The sequence below is a fragment of the Tenacibaculum bernardetii genome, from assembly GCF_029125915.1.
Lineage (GTDB): Bacteria > Bacteroidota > Bacteroidia > Flavobacteriales > Flavobacteriaceae > Polaribacter > Polaribacter bernardetii.
The window spans coordinates 1-25,232 of sequence record NZ_JAQJCU010000020.1 but is presented as its reverse complement, the minus strand read 5'-3'; the positions used below and the strand labels follow the sequence as shown (position 1 = coordinate 25,232).

Genomic DNA, 25,232 nt, shown 5'->3' with positions numbered 1-25,232 from the left:
AATTTGTTTAAATTTCAATTAAATCATATATATTAATTTCAGAAGATAGAGAAATTATACTATTTCCCCAATTTAAACCAGAACCATAACCACTTAATACTAATTTTTTATAGTTCTTTTGTTTTTTTAACTCTGTAACCATTAATAAAGCAATGCTAACACCACTTGTATTTCCAAAATCTTGAATATTAATTAATATTTTTTCTTTCGGAACTCCTAGCCTAGAACCTATTTGATTAATAATAAACTTATTTGATTGATGAAATAAAAAACCATCTATGCTTTGCTTTTCCGTATTTGTTTTACTTAATAAATCTTCAATACTCTTAGGTATCTCTCTTAAAGTAAAATCAAAAACTCTAGGACCATCCATATACAGATGTAGTTTTTGTCTTTCATTTCCTTTATTATCCTCTACCCACTTTAAACTATCTTCGTTAAAAGGATATCGATAACCTCCCTCTGGAATCATAATAGCATCAAAATTACTACCATCAGAAAAGAAATTAAAATATGTTTTTTGATTCTCATTACCATTCTTACTAATAAGAATTGCTGCGGCTCCATCCCCAAATAACATTGTTGTAGTTTTATCTTTTGGTGAAAGAATTTTTGATAATGTTTCCGATATTACCAATAATACTTTTCCTTCTATAGAATTTGCTAAAGCATATGATGTAGCCAATCCTTGTATAAACCCTGCACAACCTGCATTAATATCTAAACACAATATTTCAGAACTTAAATTCAGTCTATCTTGCAAAATATTAGATGTAAATGGAATTTTATAATCCGATGTCTGACTAACAAAAATTAATGCTTTTATTTCATTTCGACACTCCTTTTCTTCTAGAATTTTATTTGCAGCCACATACCCAAGATCTGATGCGAATGTTGATTCATCAACATATCGCCTCTGTTTAATACCCGTAGTTTTTTCAAATTTACGAAGCTCTTTAGGCTCCAGTAAATCTGAAAAAATGTCATTAGATATTATATTTTTTGGCACACATGCTGCTATAGCATCTATACCAATACCTTGAAATTCTTGTATCATACTTTATACAAATTTATCTTCTCCTATTCTATCAACTAAAGATTCAAATGAAGTAAGTGCTTCAATATCATCTGCATTTAATGTTACGTTAAAATTATCTGACACATAACCAATTAAAATCATCGCTCCCATAGAGTCCCATTCATCTAAGTCTTTCAATTCAGTTTCTAATGTTACCGCTACCTCTACCTCTAATTCTTCTGCTAATTCTGTTATAAATTCTTGCTTATTCATTTTATTTATTTTATAATGGTTTGTTTATTGTTATTACTCCTCCTGACCAAGATAAACCTACTCCAAAACCAACTAACATTAATTTTTGTTCCGTTTTTATTGTTTTAGAGTACTCTTTTAAAGCTATTGGTATTGTACACGATACAGTATTCCCACCTTCCTTTAAGTCGATAAAAAATTTATCTTTAGATATTTTTATTTTTCTTCTTATAAAATTTAACATAAAAGCATTTGCTTGATGAAAAATAAATTGATCTACTGAATCTTTATCTAAATGATTTTTTATTAATATTTCATTTGCAAAGTTAGGTATTGTATCAGATGTAAAGTTAAAAACATCGGGACCATTCATATACAGGTGATTATCTGTATATTTATTTCCAGTACCGTAGCATTTAACTTCACTATTAATATCTTTTGGGTTTTTACCTCCTCCGTTTCTTACAATTAATTTATCAAAACCAGCACCATCAGTACCCGTTAAAAAGTCTCCTATACAGTTATTTTCACTAAAAGATATTATCGTAGCTGTAGCTGCATCACCAAAAATTGACCTATTAGTTCTATCGTCTTCATGTATAAATTTAGAATAAGTCTCTGCAGTTACTAATAATATTTTTTTAGCTTGATTCGATTCAATTAATGCTTTTGCTAAACTAATACCGTAAGTATAGCCAGAACAGCCTAAATTAAAATCTAATGCACCTATATCTTTTCTTAAACTTAATTTGTGTTGCAAAATACATGCCGTTGTTGGCAAAATATATTCAGGGCTTTGAGTACAATATAAAATATAATCTATTTCATTTTTATCTATTCTTTTTTCAAAAAGTTTTTGAGCTGCTTTTACCGCTAAATCTAATGCTGTTTCTTCTTCAACAATAAATCGAGAATGAATCCCTACTTTTTTTTCAAATTTTTCAAAATCATACAACGGAAATTTTTTCTGTAAATCTTTATTTGTTACCCTTTTTTCTGGATAAACATATTCTATAGCTTCAATTACACTTCCCATATTTTCTTCTTATTACAAAACTAATTTTTTCCATTAAAAGCAGTTGTAGTCACTTCTCCTTCTTTATTAATCCCTTCTGATTTAAATACTTTTAAAAATGTTTTAAAAAATATTTTCACATCTGAAATAAAAGAGATATTATCAACATATTGAACATCATATTCAAATTTTTTCTTCCAACTAATTGCGTTACGCCCATTAATTTGTGCTAAACCTGTTATTCCTGGTTTCACATCGTGTCTTCTTTGCTGCTCATTACTATACAGTGGTAAATATTCGATTAATAAAGGTCTTGGTCCTATCAAGCTCATATCTCCTTTTAAAACATTTAATAATTGCGGAAGTTCGTCTAATGATCTTTTACGAACAAAGTTACCAAATTTTGTTAATCTTTCTGCATCGGCTAATAAATTTCCATCACTATCTTTTTTATCGTTCATGGTTTTAAACTTGATAACCTTAAAGATTTCTTGGTTTTTACCCGGTCTTTTTTGAAAGAAAAAAGGCTTACCGTTGTTGTAAAAAGCTAAAAGTATTAAGACAATTATAAATATTGGTGATAAACAAATAAGCGCTACAAGTGCAATAATAAAATCTATAATTCTTTTAAAAATATTTTTATACATTACATCCTATTTAATATTAATTTATATGATCTTTCTACAAGATATTCATTTAATAATAAGTTGTACGAGTTTTCAGACAAAACATTAAAATCATCATTCATTAACTTACTTATTTTTTGTTGCATCTCATCTTGATTTCCTGCTATAACTTTGTATCCACATTTTGCATTTTCAACGACATCCCCTATATCTGTATTACAATCTGTTGCTGATAATACAGGTATTTTCATTTCTAAATAAGATAACAACCGCGACGGAAAATTAGGTATTAAAAAATTTTCATCTAAAAAAATCAAACCTACATCACAAGAAGCTAGTAACTTATCATAGTCTGATTTTGGTAATCGTTGTAATAATTTAGCATTAGTAGGGTTTTGTTCCTTAAACCAATCATATATTCTTTGGTATTCTGTACCATCTCCTATTATTAAAAAATACACTTCTTGGTTTTTCGTTCTAGTAATAGTCTCTAATAAAAAATCTAATCCTTGAGGCTTCCCTAAATTTCCACCATAAACAAATATTTTTTTATTTAATGGAATTTCATATTGAGATCGAATATTGTATTTTTCTTCATCTGAATATTTTATTTCAATAGGTTCAATAGTATTAGGATTTACCTCTACTTTATTTTTATCAATTTCAGAATTATATTTTAAAACAAAATCTACATTTGCCTCCGACATACACCCAATTGTATCTGATATTTCATATAGATTTCTCTCTTTTTTCAAAAAAAACCGATGTATAAAACCTCCCTTACGAATCATTTTCATATCCACAGCATTTTGAGGAAATATATCTTTTAGCAAAAGGTATGTTTTTGCTTGATTCTTATTTTTAACATAACGAATAACTTTCTCAAAAGTGATTGGTGGTGTCGCATATAAAATTAAATCATATTTTTCAGTAGCTAAATACTTCTTTATTGCTGATAAATATTGTGATTCAATTAACAAAGTTCCAAGTCCTTTCTCTAAAATATTAGTTTTCTGAACATTTAAGGTTTTGACTTGTAAAATTGAAATATTTTCGTGTTTAATTAAATTTGTACTAATTTTTTTTCTTCGTTCAACAGGTGTAACAATAGTTACTTTATGCCCTTCATTACAAAATTTTCGTAATAAATCGGGATAAATACCTCTATCAGTAATAGAATCTATCTGTACTAATGTTAAAAATAATATATTCATTTATTTCTAAATTTCCTCACTCCAAACTACTCGCTTGATGTAATCGGTATAACTTAAAATAATTCTAACCATTTTAGCAGAAACATTCGGCATAGAGTAATCTGCTACAGGGCGGTAGTTTCTTGTAGCACCTATTTCTTGTTGTAAAACTTGTGCTAAACCTTGCATAATACGTTCTGGTGACAACCCTACCATCATTACAGATGCTTCTTCCATTGCCTCTGGACGTTCATGTGCCTGACGGATATTTAATGCTCTAAAGTTTAAAATAGAAGACTCTTCTGAAATTGTTCCCGAATCTGATAATACAGCATACGAACGCATTTGTAAAGCATTATAATCGTGAAATCCTAATGGCTTTAAAAGCTGAATTTCTGGACGCATTTTAATCTTCTTTTTCTCAATCATATTTCTTGTACGAGGATGTGTAGAAACAATAATTGGATATTTATATTTAGCTGCAATTTCGTTTAACGATTGCATTAAATCTTCAAAATTCTTTTCTGAACCAATATTTTCAGCTCTATGTGCTGAAACTACAAAAAACTTTCCTTCTTCTAGGTTCAACGTATCTAAAACTGACGATGATTTAATTTGAGGTAAATAATGGTTTAATACCTCAAACATTGGCGAACCTGTTTTGATAATTCTATCGGCAGGAAGCCCTTCTCTTAACAAATATTCTCTTGCTATATCTGAATATGTTAAATTAACATCGGCTGTATGGTCTACAATTTTTCTATTGGTTTCCTCAGGAACACGTTGATCAAAACAACGATTTCCTGCCTCCATATGGAAAATAGGAATTTGACGTTTTTTTGCAGGAATTGCACACAGACATGAATTTGTATCTCCTAAAACTAAAAATGCTTCTGGATTTAATTCTTCTAAAAGTGGATCAATTTTAATAAGGATATTCCCAATTGTTTCCGTTGCAGTTTTCCCAGCTGCCTCTAAAAAATAATCAGGTTTTCTTAAGCCTAAATCTTCAAAGAAAATTTGGTTTAATTCATAATCATAATTTTGCCCTGTATGAATAATCGTATGCTCTATTGCTTCAGAAGCGTCTAAGGCAACTAAAACTCTCGATAATCTAATAATTTCTGGACGGGTTCCTACAACAGTTACTACTTTTAATTTTTTCATTATATTTTTTTAATTATACTTCTACAAAATAAGTATCAGCATCTTCTGGATTATAAGGCTCGTTTATCCAAAAAATTGTTAATAATTCTTCGTCTCCTATATTTTTAATATTATGCGTGTACCAAATTGGCATATCAACATAAGCAGGTTCGTTTCCATCTAAATAAAAATCTAAAACCTCATCTGAATCAATTTTTCTTAGTTGAATTAGGGCTTTTCCTTTAACAACTGAAAAACGTTCTACTTTTCGAGTATGAAAGTGATTTCCTCTTGTAATTCCTGGAACTGTTGTTGAAAATGAACACTGTCCTCCAATCCCTAAACGAATTACCTCAACAAAAGCACCTCTTGGATCAGTATGTTCTGTGAATTTTATTGGGAAATGTGTTTTATAATCAATAAATGAACGATATGTATTAAATAAATTTAAATCGAATTGTGATTTCAGTTCAGGAATTTCTCCTTTTTCGAAATACAAATTTTTAAAATTTTCTAATTTTGATAGCACTTCAGAAACCTTATGTGTAGATGTGAACGGAATCACATAATTTTCATTGGTTTTTCCTAATTCAATTTGATTGATTATTTGCGCTACTAATTCGGTAACATAAATCAAATTTACTTCTCCATCAACATTAATTTCAGGCACTTCATTAGTTACCAATTTATGACAAAAAGTAGCAATAAATGAATTATAATTTGGTTTACCAAAAGCACCAAATACATTTGGAATTATCATTCCAGTAAATTTCCCGCCTGCTTTTTCTGCCCATTTACACAATAACTCTCTACCTTCTTTTTTTGATTTCCCGTAAAGATTATCTTTTTCTTCTTGTGAAGAAGACGAAAATAAAACGTGTGCTTTTGAATTGGTTCTTTCTAAGGAATCAACCAATAACTGTGCTAATTCAATATTTTTATTATAAATAACCTCAGGGTCTGGGTGACGGTTCATTGCCGCTAAATGTAAGATAACATCACATGTTTTTACGAATTCATCTAATTGTTGAACATCGGTAAGAAAATCTTTACTAAATGCAACTCTTTCGTATTTTTCTGGTGATAATCCTAATGTATTATATAGGTGCGACCCCACAAAACCTCCTTGACCTGTAATTCCTATTTTTTTCATTTTCTTGAATTAAAATAATCTAATGGATAACGTACCACGTCATCAACTTCACCTAACTTATAGTCAGACATTGATACTAATTTTGCGTCGTTACTTAATGTTTGTATTGCAGTAACATACCCCGCTGGAATATGTAAAACATCCAAAGATTCACTTGACAATATAAATTCTTCGATTGGTAAATTTTTATTTGGTTCCTCAGATGAATCTAACTCAATACATTGAACCTTAATACTTCCTTGCAAGCACGAAAACCAACGTTGTTCAATAGTATGCCCTTGCCAACCTCTTACAAAGTCGGTTGTTGTATTTTGTAAGGTATATATGCGTTTAACCGCAGACATGTCAAAATCGTTATTAAATGTTAACGTTCCTCTTTGGTCAGAAAAATTCCCTCCTGATAAAATTTTCGTTTTTTCCATTTTTAACCTGGATATTGCATTATATCCTCTCCTAAAACCTCTTTACGGATAAGAGGTAATTTTAGTAATAATTCTTTCATTCCTTCAACACCTAACTGTTCTGTATTGTGCGAATGGTAATCTTCTATTTTTGAAATATCTTCAGCTCCTTCTGAAAAATATTGAGCATAATTTAAGTCGCGATTATCTGCAGGAACTCTATAGAAATTACCCATATCTTGGGCTTTCATCATTTCTTCTCTTGTACATAAAGTTTCGTACAATTTCTCTCCATGACGAGTTCCTATAACTTTTATAGGAGTATCTGCTTTAAATAGTTCTTTCAACGCTACTGCTAAATCTTCAATAGTTCCTGCGGGTGCTTTATTTACAAATAAATCTCCTGAATTTCCATTTTCAAAAGCAAATAAAACTAAATCAACAGCTTCATCTAAAGACATTAAAAAACGGGTCATTTTTGGGTCTGTAATTGTTAATGCTTCGCCATTTTTAATTTGATTAACAAATAATGGTATTACAGAACCTCTTGATGCCATTACATTTCCATATCGTGTTAAACACACTGTTGTATCTTGAAGGTTTCTTGCTGCCGCTACGGCTACTTTTTCCATCATTGCTTTAGAAATACCCATTGCATTGATTGGATAAGCTGCTTTATCTGTACTTAAACAAATCACTTTTTTAACTTTATTTATCCCTGCTGCATCAATTACATTTTGTGTACCAATTACATTTGTTTTTACTGCTTGCATTGGAAAAAACTCACAAGAAGGAACTTGTTTTAATGCCGCTGCGTGAAAAATATAATCTACACCTCTTGCTGCAAGCTCAACACTATTGAAATCTCTAACGTCTCCAATATAAAATTTCAGTTTATCATTATTAAACTGTATTCTCATATCTTCCTGTTTTTTTTCATCTCTTGAAAAAATTCGAATTTCTTTAAAGTGGTCTGTATTTATAAATCTTCTTAATACTGCTGTTCCAAAAGAACCTGTACCTCCTGTGATTAATAATACTTTATTTTTCATTTTTATTTTTGTTTGGATACTTATTTTTAAAAACACTATAAATTAATATACAAGAAAACGATGTAATACATGTCTATATATTTTATTTTTCAAATATAGTTTAAATTATAAATATTATAAGAACCTATTTCTATAATCAAGAAATTACAATCTATTAATCCTTCTTTAGATAAATTTAACACACTTGTTTTACCTATGTTTCTTTAAATTATAAATAGCTTTAATCGTATTAAGATGCTCTTGATAAATTGTATCTTCTTTCTGAAAATTATCAAGTCTTTTCTTACCTAAAGAGACTAGACTCTCTCTCTCTTTTTTATTGTTAATTAATTTTAACAATTGCTTTGTTGCATCTTTTGAGTTTTTTGGTTCAAAATAATAAGCTGCGTTATCACAAACACTTTTAGAAAATGATAAATTAGTTGTTACTATAGGAACGTTACTAGCCATTGCTTCTAAATAAGTAACACTAAACACTTCTAATAAAGTTGGTAAAAATAATATATCTGATTTTGCATAAACACCTGGTACATCTTTAAAATTTACCTTTCCTATATTTTCTATATAATCAAAGGCACTGTGTTTTTCACATAAATTATTAAAATTAATATATGATTTAGATTCTTTATCAATAGGTATTGTAACTGAAAAATTAAAATTCGTACACCCATTAGCTACCAAATTTTCAACTACTTCAGGTATAATTTCTATATTTTTATGAGGATATGGAGAAGCAAAAGCAAAAATATTAATTATATCAGAAGTTTTATCTTCTTTCTTTACATCATAAAAAATAGATGAACAAGTATTCGGTATAACAAAAATACGATCACTTTTAAAATTTAAGTTCTTAATCATTCTTGATTTAGCATCTTCTGTTTGCGTAATTATAAAATGATTTTTTTTGATATATAGTCTTTTTATTCTTAAAGCTATAAAATTAATTAACCTTTCTTTTAATGAATATGAAGAGAGCGCTATTTTATCAGCACCTATAATTAAAGGGTTCGTTAACCTAAGAACTTCCGTATTTTTAAAACCTACATAAGAAGGTGCTCCTATAGAATAAACTATATCAGGATTGTATTTTTTTTCTATATCTAAAATCACTTTTTTAGATTTTTTTCCTGATATAATTTTTGCAGGTGATATAGGTATTAATGTTATTAAATTTGGGTTAACATCCTCTTTAATTTGATCATATACCCTATTAGAAACTATATAATAAAAATCATCCTCATCTTGTTTCAAGGTATATTTAATAAAATTTAAAGCTACCTGAACTCCTCCCCCTACAACTAACGTAGATGCATTAACTAATATTTTCATATTTTATTCTATTTTCTAAACTACTTTAAAATAATCTATTTAAACAAGTACACAATACTATTATTTATTCTTTCTTGATAATTAACTCACAACTTAAATTTATTATCATTTATATTTGACTAGATTTTTTTTGTTACAAAATTAGAGTGTACCATTTTTTTAAAACGTATTTAAAAATATTTACTTTTTATAATTCTCACTACCTATTTTCCTATAAAAAATAAATACATTAATTAAGTATTGAGTTAAAAATGAAATTCCTGAAGAAACTATAATACCTTTAACACCAAATTGATCTATAAACACAAAATTCAACACTAAATTAATCGATAACCCAATTAAGGCAACTAAAGGTTGTAATTTCACAATATTAATAGCAGTCATTAAATAACCTTGTCCAGATGATAAAAACAAAAAAATAGCTGCTCCCATAATCCAAACAAATATTTCTGAAAACTCAGCTATCTCTTTTGAAAAAAAAGTTTCAATAATAATTTCATTAAAAAAATAAGCACCAATTAATAATAATAATCCAGTAACAAAAATCATTAATGAGTAAATAAATTGATATTTCAAAATTGCTGTAAATTTTTTAGCTACTAATAACTTAGAAACTTTAGGTAAAATTAATTTACCTAAAGTTGTTACTAATAAAGTACCTATAACTATTAGATATGACATTGCAGAAAAAGCACCTTGATATTCGATTCCGAAACGGTTATTAATAAAATATTTAGAAACATTAACATTTAAAGAATCTATAGCTACATATACACCTAAATAAAAAGAATACTTTAAAAGGCTTATTATTCTTTTATTAACTATAAATTGTAATGATTGATTTAAAATAAATTGAAATAAATACTTATAATTATAAAAGTAAACAATCAATATTTTAAAAAAAACAGCAAAAATTAATGCAATAACAAAATCTGAAAATAAAAACACCCCAAAAAAAACACCAGAAAAAGAAATTATAGAATTAATAATAACGGAAGAAGACATCAAGTTAAATTTCTCTAAACTATGATATTTAGATTCAAAAATATCTCTTATGGCATCAATACTATACATACAAAATACTAGAAAAAAAACAGTGCTATTTACACTAGTATCAAAAATAAAAAAACTAATAATTAAGCCTATCAAAAGGCTTATAAAAACAGATACGATTCTTAAAGAAAAATAATTATTGTACTCAAACTTACGCTCTATATCTGCAACATACAATGGAGATAAGCCAAACCTTAATAAACTGATTACTGGAGCTGATATTGAAATAGCTAATGTGTATACACCAATTTGTAATAATGTGAAATTTTTAGTAAATAATGTTAATTGAAGCCAATTTGCTAAAGCACCTATTATACTTGCAATCATTACTAAGCCACCGTTACGCAAAAAAGTACCCTTAGCAAAAAAACTATTATTTATTTTCATATAAAAAAATTAAAATTCACCTAAAAAAACTGTAAAAATGAAGCTTGTAATCACATTTCATTCAGTTTTCTTTTAAAGAATTTTATTAAAAAAACTGAATGAAATAAAATATAGTCTTATAATCATTTATCTTTTAATATTTGATAAATCAACTAAATTACCTAATTTTAAATCCCAATTATAGGGCTCGATAGGTAAAAAGCCAGAATCATGATGAAATGTTATTTCTCCAAAAAACAATTTACTATCTAAATCATACCAGTCAACTCTAACATAAGCAAAATCTTTCGCTAAAACCTCAGAACATTTAATCATTTCATTTAAAACAGTAGGTTTTTCTACATCTTTTTTACTCGGATCAGTTTTATTAGAACCTGAAATAGAAGACCATTTAAAAGGAGCTCTATTCCAATTTTTATCATACCAATTTCTACAATGATTATCAGTACCCCTACCAATATCAACAGATATGTATTCAACCTTACCACTAAAACAATGCAATTTATAATCCATTGGTATTTTACCATCAGAATCAATTAATAATTTTTCAATTATAATTAATGGTTTTATATTTTTATATTGCCATTCTCTTCCTGAATAATAATAATTATTATTCAAACTTTGACTTAATTTTTCTTTTATAAAAATCCAATTTTGATTTATTTTATCTTTAATAATAAAATAAGATCCAGAATCATGATTTGTTTTTATTATTACAGGATAATTTGGAAGTTTTTCAGGTGTGATTTCATTACTATATCTAAAAGTATTTACAATAGGTATAAGATATTTACTACCCAGTTTCTCTTCTACATAATCTCTCACTAAAACCTTATCAGCACAGATCGTATGTAAAGGTGTTCTGTCATACAATTTCAACCATTGTATTTTTTCATTTAATGTTTTAACATTATTTAAATCTAATCTATACCCTTGCATCCTTCTAAATTGCAACTTCAAAAAGGCTTTATCACTTAATAAGTGATAAAGCCTTAACTTATAATAAATAAATTTTATTTTTTCTTTTATCATTACTTCTCAAAAATTATCTTTAAAAATATTATTATTTCAAAAAACAAATGTATTATATTAATCTAACTCTTTTTAATGTTTACTATCCTTTTATTTTACAAAAAGAATACTCTATATTCTCTTTACAAAATAATACTAATATGTAACTAACCTTCGATTGGGCGTAAAAAAACTACTGTTGGATTTGGATTGCCGTTGATCGATATGGCAAAAGATTCATCCACTTCGTTATTGGCGATAGAAGCACAAAAACAGCCAAAAAATTTTGGAAAGAAATTAAAGACAATCAAATGAAAACTATTGCGAGTGATTATTGGAAACCATATCAAGCGATAATCCTAAAGATAAACATGTGCAATCAAAAGCAGAAACATTTACAGTTGAAGGCTACAATAGTTTGTTTAGACATTTTTAGCAAGGATGAGAGATAAAATCTAAATGCTATTCTAAAAGTGTTAAAATACTAGAATTATCTATACTATTATTAATGCATTATCGAAATAAAACATTATCTATTTTAGATTAGCAATACCTTATAAATAAATAAACTCCAATTTTGTCATAATAAATTTATTTTATCATCCTATAAAACTAGGAAATTAGGAAATTAGGAGATAAAATGAAGTGAAATTTACTTGACAAATTCGATTCCTTACTTTTTTGCTTTAAAAATGTTTTTAGGTAAAAAAAATCTTTCCGAACCTCATAATTATTATTTAAGTTCTGCCATAATGAACTACATCTTCTAAAAACATTAACAATAAGACCATAAAATCCTTTAACTTATAACTATCTATATAAGATACATAAAGCAATATAAAATCTAAAAAGAATAACAAAAGAATAACTACACTTATAGATATATAACCCATTCTAATAAAATTTATTTTTTTTTCACTTATAAAATACATCAATAATAATAAAAAAATAAATGAATTATTTACCAGAGTAACTCTTTCAAAAACAGTAGGTGCAGAACTTATAAAATTACCTACTGAAAACATTAAAATAGTTAATAAATAAAATTTAGATTTAGACTTAATTTTTAACAAAAGAAAAACCAAAGCTATAAAATGTAAGTATAAAGTTAATTTCACTTTATATAAATAATATACACTACCAGTTAATAATTGTAGTTCAATAAAATCATTCACACCTAAATAGCCCTCTAATTTCCTTGTATATGTACTCCCTAATCCTATTCCGCTAAATAACGATAATAACCCTTCCCTACTAAATAAAATAAAAGTTGAAGAAATTACGAAAAAAGTTTTTATAATTTTCTCTTTTTTATTAAACAAATAATACACTAATAAAAAAGGGAAAAAAATTATTGTTCCATAATGCGAAGCTATAGCAATTATAAAATATAAAAAAAATTTAATGCTCCTTCCTTTGTATAATGCATATAATGATTGAACAATAAAGCCAGAGCCTAGATAATACCTAACACCAGTTAATAAATGAAAATACGAAAAAGAAAACAAAATTAATATAAATGATATAAAGTATATTTTATTAGATACCTTAATTTCTTTTGCTAATTTATAAAAGACATCTAAATAACACCATACAGATATACCTGTGATTAATGCAGCTGCAAAATGAAATGAAAGACCTATAACAGAAGTTACATAAATAATAAAATAAGCAATATAATCTGCTCGATATTCGAGTATTTCATCTATAAACTGACTAAAAGAGTAATTAAGATAATCATTATAATAATGATAATAATGTACTTTATCAAAAAAAGAGTATGGAATATAATAGTAACTAAGTAAAGAAAAAAATAAAACAGTTAATATTACCCCACTCCTTCTCTGTTTATACATATCTACAAAAATAAGAGGAAGAGATAATAAGGGAGAAAGAATAAATAGGGTGTAAGTAAATATATTGTTTTTCAGTTTTTCCATGAAACATTTAAAATTATACTTTACAAAATCTTATCCTTTATAAATAAAAAACACCTATAACTTATTATTTTTACAGGAATATAATACTACTTTAACTTTAAGTTACTAAGCCATTTCTTAAGAAAAAGAAAATTAACACCTAAAAGAACTCCTAAAAATAGCCAAATAATAAAAATCATCGCTCTTTTTGGTTTTGATTTTATAACAGGTACACTAACCGGGTTTATTACTGTAAATACGGGTGTATTTTCTTTTAATTTTATTTTTTGAGTTTCTAATTGCTTTGCCAATTCGGTATAGATACTAAAAGCTAAGTTGTATTCAGATTGTAAACTTTCTAAACGCGATTGTGAGCGCGAGGTAATTAAGCCCTGATTACGGTCTCTATAACTTGCAAAAACAGCTTGTTTTTTTTCAAAATCTTTTTTTAATTCGTCATAACGTTCTTCTATGAACGTAAACTCTTCCTTGGCTTTTTGTGTTTTAAAAGCTGTAATTGATTGTTGTAATAATTCTTGCGCCCTTTTGGTCATTTGAGCGGCAGCCAATGCTTCCGGCATTGAAAAAGAGATTTTCACATACCCTTCTTTGGCATTAATATCAAGTGCTAATTGCCTTCCTAAATTATGAAAGAGTTTAATATCTTGTAAGGTTGTTCTATAAATAACGTCATTCTTTTCTTCGGTAGCTACAACTTTTTCAGGTTTAAAAATGCCTAAAAATTTACCAGGAAGCCCAATAGTATACTCTTTTATAAATGCCAATAAATTAAACTGCTCGTGTTTAGTGTAATACTCTTGATAGCTTACTTTATTTGTAATATGAGAAAAACTCAACGGTGTTTGTAGTAACTCTTTTTGAAAAGGAATACTTTGTACTATTTTTGGGTACAATGCCGGCGGAATACCCTCTTCATTTGCACCCCCTAAATTGATACCTGCCATGGCCGCTAAGCCTCCTAAATTACCAGAAACTTTACTACCACCTGTTTGGGGTACTACGGTAACCGAGGCAGTGTATTCTTTGGCCGAAAAAACAGCGATAAACAACCCTATGAATCCGAATATAATCACAAAACGGATAATAGTTTTTTTTCCTTGCCAAATAGTTTTAAATAACGCCAGTAAATCTATTTCATCTTCAGCGCTATGGTTGTTTTTATTTTCCATTTTTTTAAACTGTTATTCTGTTAAACTCTTAACCAACACCCCTAAAGTAGCCAAACCTGTAGTAATCGCAATTACTTCTTGCGTTGACATCTTATTCTTGTTTTCTGGCTTGTTAGGTATTAAAATAACCGAACCTGGTTTTACAGTAGGATACGATTTAAAAAATAAAAATCGTTTAGTTGTTTTAATATCTCCATTGGCATGAATTACATAAGCCCTACTCTTTTTCGCATTGGCAGAAAAACCTCCTGAGTTCTCTATATAATGCTTAAAGCTCTTCCCTTTTTCGTAGCGCACTAACGATGGCGACAAAACTTCTCCTTCTACTTTTACTGTTTGCCTTTCTGAAGGTATGAAAAGCTCATCTCCTTCTTCTAATATTAAATTGAATTTAGATAAACTTCCTCCTTCTTTTAAAATTTCATTAAGATCTATTCCTATTTTAAAGATTTTCTTTTGTTTAATTTCTTCTTCTGTGACACTTAAGGTGTCTTTTTTTGAAAAGTCAGATATAATTTCTAATTGTTTAATATCTTCAACTTTATTATTCTTTCTTGTTAAAAAAGCCCCCTCTATATATGCATATTTTGTTAAACCGCCGGCTTGTGCAATTAAGTCTGAAATTCTTTCGTTTTTTGCTCCAATAGAATATTCTCCTTCAAAATTTGCTTCTCCTTTTATAAATACTGTTTTTTGTTCGGTATATCCTTTTAAGTAACGTACCGAAACGATATCAAAAGGCATTAGCATAAAATTATTATTATCGCTTCCTTGTAAAGAACCACTTGCTTTTAAATCAAAATTCTTACTTATTGTTTCAAAACGACCATCTTTTAATCGTCTAGAAACATCGATCATCGTAGCATCTGCACCATCTTTTAAGCCTCCGCCTAACGCAATTAAATCTTCAATTTGCATGCCTTGCATGTATGGAAACTTAGCCCCTTTATTAACTGCTCCGTTAATGGTAATAAATTCTTTTTCTTTCAATTCCTCTTTCGAAAAAACATACACACTATCGTTTGCCTTTAACAATAAATTTTCATTGTTGTTTCTTAATGAAAAAGACACTGTTTCTTTTGTTGTTGTATCGTAGCTACGTACAATAATACCTCTATCTAAAAAAGCTTCTTTGGTAACACCTTCTGCTTTTACAAGTAACGTTTCTAAAGACAAATTTTCTTCATACTCATAGTTACCTGGCTGAAAAACAGCACCTGCAATACTAACTTTATTTAAGAACTGATTAGATACTTTATTTATTTTTATAAAATCTCCATCATTTAATTTTTCTTTAGCAATAGCTGTTAACGGAATTTCAACTAATTCTTTTTGCTTTCCATTAATCCTTTCTATGATGATATTCTGTTTATAGGCATCAAAAACAAAACCACTACAATATTTTAATAAATCAGCCACTGTTTCAGTTGATTTCATTTCATACAAACCAGGCCTTTTAACAGCTCCTTTAATAGTTACTATTTTAGCATAAGGCTTAACAATGATAACATCCTGGTCTTGCACCGTTATATTACCAGCTTCGGAACCGTTGATTAAAAAATCATAAAAATCGAAATCAGCTACTTTTTCACCTCCTCTAAATAATCGTATATTTCTAAAAGTCCCGTTTTCGGTAGGTCCGCCTGCTGCATATAATGCGTTTAATATGGTTGAAAAACCACTTAATGAATAAGAACCAGGCACTTTAACTTCACCTACAATACTTACTTGAACATTTCTTACTTCTTTTATAGAAACAGCTATATTTACTTTATTATAACTGTTAGACGAAGCACCGATACCTGCATAAATTCTTTTTAAATAATTTTTTATTTTAGATTTAGCTGCTTTTATTGGTAAGCCAACTAATTGAATAAATCCAACACCCTGAATATTAATGGCGCCTTGCCTATTTACTTTTTTCTCGTAATTAGCTTCGGCAGCTCCCCATAAATCAATTGAAAGTACATCGCCGCTACCTATTACATAATTTTTAGGCGTTGCTACATTTAAATTGGGTGTGAATGAAATGTTTGGATTGTTAAAAAAATCATAGCCAAACAGTAATGATTTTTTAGTTTTTTTACTTTCTTGTCCTGTCAACCCAAAAAATAATTCATTTTCTGAAGTATTCGTATTGTCGGATACGCCTTGTTGTTTGCTATTATTGCTTACTGAAGTACTTAAATTACGTATTCTAGTTTGTAATTTTTGAGCTTGAATTTCAGACATCCCTCTAGTTTTGGCAATTGCCAATGCCTGTGCTACCGTATACCCTTCTTCTTTAATTTTATCACGATAACCAGCTACTTGTTCATCTGACAAACTATCTACCTCAACCGTACTCAACTGTTGTTGAGTGCCTTGCGCATAGTTTGTATAGCTAGCGAACATGATAAAAACCATTAAAATACTTTTTAATAGTTTTTTCCCTATTATATTATTTTTCAATTGCATAATTTTTAAACCAATTAACAAATTCTTTAATTCCTTTAGGCAGCAATGTAGTAGGTTTATAGTTATAATCTTTTATAAGATCATTTACATTTGCCCATGTTTTTTCAACATCTCCCGGTTGCATTGGTAACATTTGTTTTTGAGCTTCTTTACCAATGTTTTTTTCTATTTCTGCTATAAAATCTAATAATTTCACCGAATTATTATTCCCTATATTATAAATCTTATACAAGTCCCTATCTTTTATTTCAGAGACCAAAATTCGCTCAATACCTGCTACAATATCATCTACATAAGTAAAGTCTCGTTGCATTTCACCATAGTTAAAAACTTTTATAGGTCTATCGTTTGCTATTGCATCCGCAAATAACATAGGAGCCATATCGGGTCTTCCCCAAGGGCCATACACCGTAAAAAAACGCAAACCTGTAGTAGGTATTTTATATAAATGACTATAGGTATGTGCCATTAATTCATTGCTTTTTTTGGTTGCTGCGTATAAACTCACAGGTGTATCTACCTTATCTTCTTCTGAAAAAGGTATTTTTGCATTTGCCCCATATACACTAGAGCTACTTGCGTAAAGCAAATGCTTAATATTATTATGTCTACAACATTCTAGTATATTTAAAAAACCAACGATGTTACTCTGTATGTAAGCATCCGGATTCTCTATACTATAACGCACACCTGCTTGGGCTGCTAAATTACAAACAGCATCGAACTTTTCTTTTTCAAATAAAGTCGTTAATACTGCTTTATCCTCTAAATTTATTCGCATAAATTTAAAGCCATTATGAGAACTACTTGTAGTTTCTTTATAAAAAACAGCGGCTTCTTCTTGTTGTATGCCTAATTCTTTTAAGCGATTGTACTTTAAATTAACATTATAATAATCGTTAATATTATCGATTCCTATAATAGTATGACCTTTGTCTAATAGTTTTTTTGACAAATGAAAACCAATAAAACCCGCAGCTCCTGTAACAAGTATTTTCATTTTATATTAGTTTTGTTTTCCTATTTGGTGGTACTCGAAACCTTTATCTTGTAAGTTGAATACATTGTATTGATTTCTACCGTCAAAAATTATAGGGGTACTTAGTTGTTGTTGTACTTCTGAAAAATCAGGAGAACGGAACTCTTTCCACTCTGTTAATAGAATTAAAGCATCTGCGTCTTTTAAAACCTCATATTTAGATTCGAAATACGAAATACCTTCAACACCTTTTAAATAAAAATGCTGTGCTTCTTCCATCGCTTTCGGATCGTATGCATTTATGGTAGCCCCGCGCCTAACCAGTTCTTTTACTACATAAATAGCCGGTGCTTCACGCATATCATCGGTACCTGGCTTAAAGGCCAGTCCCCAAAGGGCAAAAACCTTTCCTGATAAATCTTCACCGAATCTTTTTACGATTTTTTCTGCAATCACAAACTTCTGGCGATTATTAACTTCTTCTACAGACTGAATTAATTGTGCGTTGTATCCGTGTTCTTCTGCTATCTTATTTAATGCCTTTACATCTTTAGGAAAACAAGAACCACCATACCCTGCTCCTGGATATATAAAACTATACCCTATTCTACTATCTGACCCAATACCAATACGAACTTGGTTCGCATCTGCGCCTACCTTTTCGCAAATATTAGCAATCTCATTCATAAAAGAGATTTTAGTCGCTAACATGGCATTGGCTGCGTACTTTGTCATTTCTGCAGAACGGATATCCATGGTAATAAGACGGTCGTGTGCCCTTAAAAAAGGACTGTATAATTCTTTCATTTTATCAAAGGCATAGTCACTCTCAGCACCAATAACCACTCTATCTGGCTTCATAAAATCATCGATGGCAGCTCCTTCCTTTAAAAACTCAGGGTTTGAAACTACATCAAAATCTATCTCTTCTCCTCTTCTATCTAACTCTTGTTGAATAGTAGCCTTTACTTTGTCTGCTGTACCAACAGGTACCGTTGATTTATCTACCACCACAAGTCTTTTAGTCATCTTGTTACCTATTTCTTTAGCTACCGCCAACACATATTGTAAATCTGCAGAACCATCATCTCCCATAGGAGTTCCTACAGCTATAAAAACAATAGAGGCATCTCTAATCGCTTCTTCTAGATTGGTTGTAAAAAATAGATTTTTATTAGCGATATTCTTCAACACCATATTTTCTAAACCTGGTTCATAAATAGGAATAATCCCTTCATGTAACTTGTCTATTTTATGTTGATCAATATCTACACAAGTAACCTTATTTCCCATCTCTGAAAAACAAGCTCCTGAAACCAAACCTACATATCCTGAACCTACAACTGCTATATTCATTCTTATTATTTTTTAATCTTACTATTTTCTTTTTCAGCTACTTCTTTACGTAATTCGCTACTAGAAAAACGATGTTCTCTTTTATTGTAAAATAATGTTATTCCTTTTTCTTCACAGTACGCACGTCCTGTAAAATTTTTATCCGCATACTCATCTCCTAAAATGCGTACATCTATTTTAAAAGATTGTAATACATCTTCTAAATCCTGCTCCGTAGCATACGGTACTATTTCATCAACATACTTACAGCCTTTTAATTGGATGTATCTTTCTACTACAGATTGTATGGGTTTGTTTTTTTCGGGTCTATCAACAGTAGGATCTGTTTGAAGGCCACAAATAAGATAATCACATTGTTCTTTTGCGTCTTCTAGCATTTTTACATGACCCGCATGCAACAAATCGAATGCACTAAAGGTTATTCCTATTTTCATTCCTTTTTCTTTTTTGCAAATATAGTTTTATCTACTTAAAAACAAATGTTTCTCTCCTATATTAACCAATTCGGTATTTCTAATATCGTGTACAATTTCTATAGATTGCTTTGCATCGACCAATCCGAAACCGTTTTCTTTTAAAATTCCTTTATAACTTTCGGTATGTAATTCTGTAAATCCTCCACTAAACTCTATTTCTTCTCCATCTACGGTTATAGAACGGTAGGTTCTTTGTCCGACTTCTTGCACCTGCTTTGGTAATGAATTTTCATCAATAGATAAAAACCAACGCACTCTTGCTTTTTTGAATTCTAAATAACCTGCCGATTTATCTTTTTCTCTTAAATGTACCAAATTCTCTTGTACCTCACCAAAAACCCAAGAAAGCATATCGTAAAAATGCACTCCGATATTGGTAGCAATTCCTCCCGATTTACTTTCATCTCCTTTCCAGGATGCATCGTACCAATTACCACGAGAAGTGATATACGTTAAATCGATATCGTATTTTCCTTTTTTATTCTCGGTTTCAACTTTCTTTTTCAGCGCAATAATACTAGGATGCAATCGTAATTGCAAAATCGTATTAATTTTGTTTCCTGACTCTTTTTCTATGGCTTGCAACGCATCTACATTCCATGGATTCAACACCAACGGCTTCTCACAAATAGCATCTGCGCCTCTTCGCAAAGCCATGCGTATATGTGAATCATGTAAATAATTTGGTGTACAAATACTTACATAGTCGAGCTGTATGTTTTGCTGGCGTTTAATTTTTTCGATGTGACGATCGAAACGCTCGAACTCCACAAAAAAATCTGCCTTCGGAAAATAACTATCCATCACGCCCACACTATCAAATTTATCGAGCGCAGCGATTAAGGTATTGTTCGTATCTTTTATAGCTCTTAAATGACGTGGCGCTATATATCCGGCAGCACCTATTAAAGCAAAATTTTTCATTATAATGTTTTATCTATTAATTCTTGAGGCAGGAAATTCTTTACATCATATACAACTCCGTTTTCCTTTTTTAACCGCAACAAATCTACTTCTTTAAATTCGTTATGTGATACCGCCAACACAACAGCATCATATTTTTTAGCGTAAAGCTGCTTATTTAAAGTGATACCATAAGTATCTGAAACTTCTTTTTCTTTAGCCCACGGATCGTGAATATCAATAGTAACTCCGTAGCTTTTTAAAGCGTGATATACATCAATTACTTTTGTATTTCTAATATCGGGACAGTTTTCTTTAAACGTGATTCCTAAAATTAAAATCTCAGCATTTTTTACTTTTACATCTTCTGAAATCATCAACTTCACAACTTCTGATGCAATATGATTCCCCATACTGTCATTTAAACGCCTTCCTGATAAAATTATTTCGGGATAATACCCAAATTGTTGCGCTTTTTGGGCCAAGTAAAACGGATCTACACCAATACAATGGCCACCTACCAAACCAGGTTTAAAAGGTAAAAAATTCCATTTAGTACCTGCAGCTTCTAAAACATCACTAGTATTAATATTCATTAAGTTGAAAATTTTAGCCAACTCATTTACAAAAGCAATATTAATATCTCTTTGACAGTTTTCTATAATTTTTGAAGCTTCTGCTACTTTAATAGAGGGTGCCATATGCGTTCCTGCTGCAATGACCGACTGATATAAATCGTCCACTTTTTTAGCTGTTTCTTTAGTAGAACCCGAAGTGACTTTTAAAATATTTTCTACCGTACGGATTTTATCTCCCGGACTGATTCTTTCTGGTGAATAGCCGACATAAAAATCTTGATTTAATTTTAAGCCTGATTCTTTTTCTAATACTGGTACACAATCTTCTTCTGTAGCTCCTGGGTAAACGGTAGATTCATACACCACAATATCGCCTTTGCATAAAACACTTCCTATGGTTTTACTAGCACTTAATAATGGCGTTAAAATAGGTTGGTTGTTTTTATCTACGGATGTTGGTACCGTAACAATATAATAATTACAGTTTTTTATAGCATCAGCATTACTAGTAACAAATAAGCCTTTTTCATCAGAATCACTGTCTACTAAAACAGTTTTTAACAAAGCGTCTTCAACCTCTAACGTTACATCTACTCCCGACTTTAATTCTTCAACTCTTTTAGATTTTATATCGAAACCAACAACCGAATATTTAGTTGCAAACAATCTTGCTAGAGGCAATCCCACATAACCGAGGCCTATAACAGCGATTTTCTTTTCTTTCATAATATAAATTTAAGCAAGTTGCGAATGTACAAAAACATTATTAAAAAGAGAATAATCTATGGCTGATTTCACTTTCAACAAAAACACCTAAACTACTACAAACAAACCAGTTACTCCTAAATAATTATTTTTTTTTTGCAACACCACACATGTCTACTACATACCACTTTACAACTATTATCTAAAAACACCCACGCTTTAAAATATTTTACACCCATCTATTTTAGCTTTAGGATACATAATTTGAAATAAACAACCTGAATAACAACATCTTTTTAACTGCCATACGTTTTTATAGTCCGCAAACACCGAAATCAAACAGTTTACATCGCTTTTTATAGCTAAAGTTCACAATTAGTACCTACTAAAATTAGCAGCGCTATACCCCATAACCATTAAAATTGACACCTATTATTTACCCTGGAAATTACAAAACAGCAAAACTCAACACATTTTTCAACTAAAAAAATAGAGCATCCCTTCCTTAACACAGCGTTTTTCACGTTAAAAAACACATAACAGAACTGTTTTACACCAGTTTTATTAGGTGTTTTTTTTGATACTAGCCTCCTTAACGTCGGAATTAAAGCGCAGCAGTAAGCCGTAACATAAGATTGGTTTGTTTACGCTAACTCTAAAGTTTCTTTTACTAAAAAGATGCCTAACTTTTAAGTAAAACTATCGTATGTTTTTTAAAAAGATAGGGAGTTTTTTTACCTTAAAAAAAGAAACAAAAAAAAACCTCAATAGCAAAAGCTATTGAGGTTGGCACTAACTATTCTTTTAAATACTACTTAAATGTAAAAGCGACATTACTTAACATATTACGCATTCTTTTATCTGGTCTAAAATTGATATGCGCTTTTTTAATCGCACTTGATGTCAGTTCCTCTTCAGTGGCAACCCCTTCTGAGCGCACCCCTATTTGAAAAGACCCTAATTTATCTTGCTTTACAATTTTTCCTTGCGACAATTCGTCGATAACATTATGTAACAACGATAGCAATACAGCGTAACAATCGGCTTCTCGTACCGTACTTTGATTCGACACCAAATAAGCCAACCTTTCTAAATCTGTTGTTCCGTTTGATATTGCTTGTGCATAAAATTTTTTATCCGCTGTTCTGTCCTGCGGATTTGGACGTTCTATTGGCTTTACTTTTACCATGATCTTATAATTTACTATATACAAAATGTGTAGTTTAATTTAAGAGCACACTACACGGACTTCTCTAAAGTTTTTATCTGAAACCAGGTTTCTTACACCTATACCTATTCTTCTTAAGAACAGCATCTCATTAAATAACAAGCACTTAATGAAGTTTCTTTACATTCATTTTAATCCATAACTTACCACCTGCGATTTGGTCTATCGCATTAAAAATTAATCATTTTTTTTGGTAAGTTTTAAGAAGTATTGTAATTTTGAAGTCCGAATACAAAAAACTAATACTACGTAAAGTGTTACCGTTTTAACAAAGAGTCTTAGAGCACCAACTTTAAGACTTTTTTGTTTTTTATAAAGATACTACAAACTTCCCCTCCTTAAAAACCTTTCTTCCAAAGAGTTATTAACACTTTAAAGTAAGTTTTAATCATTTATATATAAAAAACAAGGCTCGCTTCACTTCTTTAAAAAAAACAGCTTAAAAACCCTTAAAATCAAAACAGCCCAATTCACCACAATCCCTATCAAAACAAACTAACAAATATTAATTAAGTAAAGAAATCACTCCAATTACCAGTGTTTTTTTCTTTATAGTAACAGAAAAGAGAGATTAGTAGTTAGTAGTTAGTAGTTAGTAGTTAGTAGTTAGTAGTTAGTAGTTAAAAAAAATACTAAAACCGACATAGCGCTTGCAAGCGAGTGTCAAACATTTGAAGAAATCGTAAAAACAAATGCTGTCTGAGCAAAGCGAGTTCAGTTGTTTTAGATTTCAAAAATAACTTTGACCGCTGAAAGTGCAAGACTAGCTTTTTGTGAAGCCTGTGCTGAACTTGATTCAGTATTCAGCAATGGAAAAGAAAAAGAGAAATTACAGATTAGAGGTTAGAGGTTAGAGATTAGTAGTTAGTAGTTAGTAGTTAGTAGTTAGTAGTTAGTAGTTAAAGAAAATACTAAAACCGACATAGCATTTGGAAGCGAGTGTCAAACATTTGAAGAAATCGCACAAACAAATGCTGTCTGCCCACATCGAGTTCAGTTGTTTTAGATTTCAAAAAATAACTTTGACCGCTGAAAGTGCAAGACTAGCTTTTTGTGAAGCCTGTGCTGAACTTGATTCAGTATTCAGCAATGGGAAAGAAAAAGAGAAATTACAAATTACAGATTAGAGGTTAGAGGTTAGAGGTTAGAGAAAACAATAAATAAAACACAAGAAGCTGAAAACCGACATAGCACTTACAAGCGAGTGTCAAACATTTGAAGAAGACGCAAAAACAAATGCTGTTTGAGCGCAGCGAGTTCAGTTGTTTTAGTTTTCAAAAATAACTTTGACCGCTGAAAGTGCAAGACTAGATTTTTGTGAAGCCTGTGCTGAACTTGATTCAGTATTCAGCAATGGAAAAGAAAGAGAAAGGTTAGAAGTTAGAGGTTAGAGGTTAGAGGTTAGAGAAAACAATAAATAAAACACAAGAAGCTGAAAACCGACATAGCACTTGGAAGCAAACTTCTAGTTAACGTTTAAAAATACGGGATTACAGATCCCTTACTGAAACCACTACCGCAAATACAACCCTAATGAGTTTCACTCAAATAAAGTTTTTTGTTTTCAAAAAACCACGAAGCAAGCTTCAGGTTTTTAAAAACAAAAAATCCTGATGAAAATTCATCAGGATTGTTATTGATGTGGGCAATGAGGGATTCGAACCCCCGACCCCCTCGGTGTAAACGAGGTGCTCTGAACCAACTGAGCTAATTGCCCGATTTTATTTTAATTCCGTTTCGGCAGGAATGTTGTGGGCAATGAGGGATTCGAACCCCCGACCCCCTCGGTGTAAACGAGGTGCTCT

General features: G+C 30.0%; 21 protein-coding genes, 1 tRNA gene and 1 pseudogene. 1 reads left to right on the top strand and 22 read right to left on the bottom strand.

Going from position 1 to position 25,232, the window contains the following annotated elements:
- Positions 1-7: 7 nt before the first annotated feature.
- The 12 genes from P2G10_RS12225 to P2G10_RS12170 all read right to left on the bottom strand — a co-directional run bounded on the left by P2G10_RS12225 (position 8) and on the right by P2G10_RS12170 (position 11,564).
- Positions 8-1,057: a 3-oxoacyl-ACP synthase III family protein gene (locus tag P2G10_RS12225; protein WP_232123390.1), complete on the bottom strand. Its 1,050-nt coding sequence runs from the start codon at positions 1,055-1,057 to the stop codon at positions 8-10.
- A gap of 3 nt (positions 1,058-1,060) precedes the next feature.
- The gene (locus P2G10_RS12220; protein ID WP_193705756.1) at positions 1,061-1,291 is read right to left on the bottom strand and encodes a phosphopantetheine-binding protein; all 231 of its coding nucleotides are present in this window, start codon (positions 1,289-1,291) and stop codon (positions 1,061-1,063) included.
- Between the two features lie 10 nt (positions 1,292-1,301).
- Positions 1,302-2,306 (bottom strand): 3-oxoacyl-ACP synthase III family protein, encoded by a 1,005-nt coding sequence (locus P2G10_RS12215; protein ID WP_239708725.1) that lies wholly within the window; start codon positions 2,304-2,306, stop codon positions 1,302-1,304.
- A gap of 20 nt (positions 2,307-2,326) precedes the next feature.
- Positions 2,327-2,932 carry a sugar transferase gene (locus P2G10_RS12210; protein WP_275316861.1) on the bottom strand — a complete coding sequence of 202 codons (606 nt, stop codon included), beginning with the start codon at positions 2,930-2,932 and terminating at the stop codon, positions 2,327-2,329.
- Positions 2,932-4,125, bottom strand: coding sequence for a glycosyltransferase family 4 protein (locus P2G10_RS12205; RefSeq protein ID WP_232123388.1), 1,194 nt, complete (start codon positions 4,123-4,125; stop codon positions 2,932-2,934). Before P2G10_RS12205 ends, P2G10_RS12210 begins: the two co-directional genes overlap by 1 nt.
- A gap of 6 nt (positions 4,126-4,131) precedes the next feature.
- Positions 4,132-5,271, bottom strand: a complete 1,140-nt coding sequence (gene wecB / locus P2G10_RS12200; protein ID WP_275316858.1) for a non-hydrolyzing UDP-N-acetylglucosamine 2-epimerase — start codon at positions 5,269-5,271, stop codon at positions 4,132-4,134.
- A 13-nt stretch (positions 5,272-5,284) separates the two neighbouring features.
- Positions 5,285-6,403 (bottom strand): polysaccharide biosynthesis C-terminal domain-containing protein, encoded by a 1,119-nt coding sequence (locus tag P2G10_RS12195; RefSeq protein ID WP_275316857.1) that lies wholly within the window; start codon positions 6,401-6,403, stop codon positions 5,285-5,287.
- Positions 6,400-6,825, bottom strand: coding sequence for a WxcM-like domain-containing protein (locus tag P2G10_RS12190; protein ID WP_275316856.1), 426 nt, complete (start codon positions 6,823-6,825; stop codon positions 6,400-6,402). The genes P2G10_RS12195 and P2G10_RS12190 overlap by 4 nt, the downstream gene beginning before the upstream one ends.
- A 2-nt stretch (positions 6,826-6,827) precedes the next feature.
- Positions 6,828-7,856, bottom strand: a complete 1,029-nt coding sequence (locus P2G10_RS12185) for a polysaccharide biosynthesis protein (protein ID WP_275316855.1) — start codon at positions 7,854-7,856, stop codon at positions 6,828-6,830.
- 189 nt (positions 7,857-8,045) lie between these two features.
- Positions 8,046-9,185, bottom strand: coding sequence for a glycosyltransferase (locus P2G10_RS12180; protein WP_275316853.1), 1,140 nt, complete (start codon positions 9,183-9,185; stop codon positions 8,046-8,048).
- 180 nt (positions 9,186-9,365) lie between these two features.
- Positions 9,366-10,625 (bottom strand): oligosaccharide flippase family protein, encoded by a 1,260-nt coding sequence (locus P2G10_RS12175; protein ID WP_275316852.1) that lies wholly within the window; start codon positions 10,623-10,625, stop codon positions 9,366-9,368.
- A 126-nt stretch (positions 10,626-10,751) separates the two neighbouring features.
- Positions 10,752-11,564 carry an ATP-grasp fold amidoligase family protein gene (locus tag P2G10_RS12170; RefSeq protein ID WP_275316851.1) on the bottom strand — a complete coding sequence of 271 codons (813 nt, stop codon included), beginning with the start codon at positions 11,562-11,564 and terminating at the stop codon, positions 10,752-10,754.
- A gap of 260 nt (positions 11,565-11,824) precedes the next feature.
- On the opposite strand from P2G10_RS12170, the pseudogene P2G10_RS12795 reads away from it, so the two are divergent.
- Positions 11,825-12,183 (top strand): annotated as a pseudogene (locus P2G10_RS12795) (IS1 family transposase); the annotation flags it as partial.
- A gap of 190 nt (positions 12,184-12,373) precedes the next feature.
- Here the strand turns inward: P2G10_RS12795 and P2G10_RS12165 are convergent.
- From P2G10_RS12165 to P2G10_RS12120, 10 genes are all read right to left on the bottom strand, one after another.
- Positions 12,374-13,576 (bottom strand): EpsG family protein, encoded by a 1,203-nt coding sequence (locus tag P2G10_RS12165; RefSeq protein WP_275316850.1) that lies wholly within the window; start codon positions 13,574-13,576, stop codon positions 12,374-12,376.
- Positions 13,577-13,662: 86 nt separating this feature from the next.
- Positions 13,663-14,745: a Wzz/FepE/Etk N-terminal domain-containing protein gene (locus P2G10_RS12160; protein ID WP_275316849.1), complete on the bottom strand. Its 1,083-nt coding sequence runs from the start codon at positions 14,743-14,745 to the stop codon at positions 13,663-13,665.
- 12 nt (positions 14,746-14,757) lie between these two features.
- Positions 14,758-17,196 (bottom strand): SLBB domain-containing protein, encoded by a 2,439-nt coding sequence (locus P2G10_RS12155; RefSeq protein WP_275316848.1) that lies wholly within the window; start codon positions 17,194-17,196, stop codon positions 14,758-14,760.
- Positions 17,186-18,202 carry an NAD-dependent epimerase gene (locus P2G10_RS12150; RefSeq protein ID WP_275316846.1) on the bottom strand — a complete coding sequence of 339 codons (1,017 nt, stop codon included), beginning with the start codon at positions 18,200-18,202 and terminating at the stop codon, positions 17,186-17,188. The genes P2G10_RS12155 and P2G10_RS12150 overlap by 11 nt, the downstream gene beginning before the upstream one ends.
- A 6-nt stretch (positions 18,203-18,208) precedes the next feature.
- The gene (locus tag P2G10_RS12145; protein WP_275316845.1) at positions 18,209-19,537 is read right to left on the bottom strand and encodes a UDP-glucose dehydrogenase family protein; all 1,329 of its coding nucleotides are present in this window, start codon (positions 19,535-19,537) and stop codon (positions 18,209-18,211) included.
- Between the two features lie 5 nt (positions 19,538-19,542).
- Positions 19,543-19,971 carry an adenylyltransferase/cytidyltransferase family protein gene (locus P2G10_RS12140; protein ID WP_275316844.1) on the bottom strand — a complete coding sequence of 143 codons (429 nt, stop codon included), beginning with the start codon at positions 19,969-19,971 and terminating at the stop codon, positions 19,543-19,545.
- A 27-nt stretch (positions 19,972-19,998) separates the two neighbouring features.
- Positions 19,999-20,937 carry a Gfo/Idh/MocA family oxidoreductase gene (locus P2G10_RS12135; RefSeq protein WP_275316843.1) on the bottom strand — a complete coding sequence of 313 codons (939 nt, stop codon included), beginning with the start codon at positions 20,935-20,937 and terminating at the stop codon, positions 19,999-20,001.
- A complete protein-coding gene (locus P2G10_RS12130) occupies positions 20,937-22,220 on the bottom strand; it encodes a nucleotide sugar dehydrogenase (protein ID WP_275316842.1) in 1,284 nt (427 codons plus the stop codon). The genes P2G10_RS12135 and P2G10_RS12130 overlap by 1 nt, the downstream gene beginning before the upstream one ends.
- A gap of 790 nt (positions 22,221-23,010) precedes the next feature.
- Positions 23,011-23,388, bottom strand: coding sequence for an HU family DNA-binding protein (locus P2G10_RS12125; protein WP_275316840.1), 378 nt, complete (start codon positions 23,386-23,388; stop codon positions 23,011-23,013).
- A 1,681-nt stretch (positions 23,389-25,069) separates the two neighbouring features.
- Positions 25,070-25,144: transfer RNA gene (locus P2G10_RS12120), tRNA-Val, on the bottom strand.
- Positions 25,145-25,232: the final 88 nt, after the last annotated feature.